Source organism: Acinetobacter sp. YH12027 (genome assembly GCF_013420085.1).
GTDB lineage: Bacteria > Pseudomonadota > Gammaproteobacteria > Pseudomonadales > Moraxellaceae > Acinetobacter > Acinetobacter amyesii.
This window is the reverse complement of record NZ_VOYW01000096.1, coordinates 1-1,384: the sequence shown is the minus strand read 5'-3', so window position 1 is coordinate 1,384 and position 1,384 is coordinate 1. Positions and strand designations below refer to the sequence as shown.

Sequence of the window (1,384 nt, the reverse complement as noted above, 5' to 3'; positions counted from 1 at the left end):
GTCAGTTAAGCAAATTTTAGTAAAATGTAGTAAAAATGAGTGTATGTGAATACGCTCATTTTTTTATGTCTTTATCTGAACATTTAGAATCCACTCTTGAACATTCTCTCCCATCACTCAACCATTTTTGTGAACTTATTGATTTAAATTGGATTGAAACAAGCCTGCATCAAACAGGTAAGGCATCAATCAGAAGGAGAAAATTACCTGCTGAGCATGTGGTTTGGCTTGTTATTGGGCTTGCCTTGTTTCGAAATCAACCCATCAGCTATGTTGTAGAGCAATTAAACCTCGTGTTTGGTACAACAGAATATTGTGTTCCTAGTGCAGCAGTCCAAGCACGACAACGTTTAGGACAAGAGCCTTTAAGTACCTTATTCTCTCTGCTCAGCCAAGCATGGTTTGATGAAACACAGCAACAATATTCAAGCTTTCAAGGACTTAGTATATGTGCTGTTGATGGGGTGGTTTGGTCTATGCCGCTGACCGAAGAGAACTTTAATCATTTTGGCTCATCTAAAGGTAAAACTGCTGTAGCACCTTACCCACAAGTGAGAGCCACGTGCCTAGTCAATACCAATACCCATGAAATCATAGATGCCCAAATAGGCAGTATGGATCAGGGTGAACTCACATTAGCAAATCAATTATCTCCACCAGCACAAAGTATTACATTATTTGATCGAGCTTATTTCTCTGCTGATTTTCTAATAGGGTGGCAAACACGTGCAGAATCAAGTCATTGGCTGATGCGAGCAAAAGATAATTTACGTTATGAAATTATTAAACGGAATTCCCCACATGATTTTCATATCAGGATGCCAATATCACCTAGAGCCAAGAAGCTTAACCCAACGTTAGGGGATTATTGGGAGGCACGTTTGATTGAAGTTGAGCAGGCAGGAAAAATCAGACGTTACATTACTTCATTATTAGATTCAAAGACATACCCACTTATAGCCTTGGCAAAGTTATATGCTCAGCGTTGGGAAATTGAAATGTGTTACCGAGAAATTAAAAGCAATTTGCAGAAAGGTAAGCTCTTAAGAAGCAAGCAACCAGACTTAATTTATCAAGAATTATGGGGTGTCTTGATTGCCTATAATGTTCTGAGACGACAAATGAAACATATGGCTCAACGAGCTAAAGTAAGTCCTTTGAGAATCAGTTTTCATATTGCATCTATTGCCCTTCTTAATTTACTCAGATTCGACTCTTTGGCTTCTGCAGGTAATCTCCCCAAACATCTGGAAAGTTTAATGGAGAAATCTAATCGGTATGTTATACCTGAGAGAAGAGTGAGGAGTTATCCAAGGGTTGTAAAAGGAAAACCTCAAAAATACCCAAGAAAAAGCCAGTCAATCTCTTAACTGACTGGCATTAC

At 38.7% G+C, this 1,384-nt stretch carries 1 protein-coding gene; it reads left to right on the top strand.

The genetic code is table 11. From position 1 onward, the window contains the following. Positions 1–65: 65 nt before the first annotated feature. The gene (locus FTT94_RS16415) at positions 66–1,370 is read left to right on the top strand and encodes an IS4 family transposase (RefSeq protein WP_168379863.1); all 1,305 of its coding nucleotides are present in this window, start codon (positions 66–68) and stop codon (positions 1,368–1,370) included. The last annotated feature ends 14 nt before the right edge of the window (positions 1,371–1,384 follow it).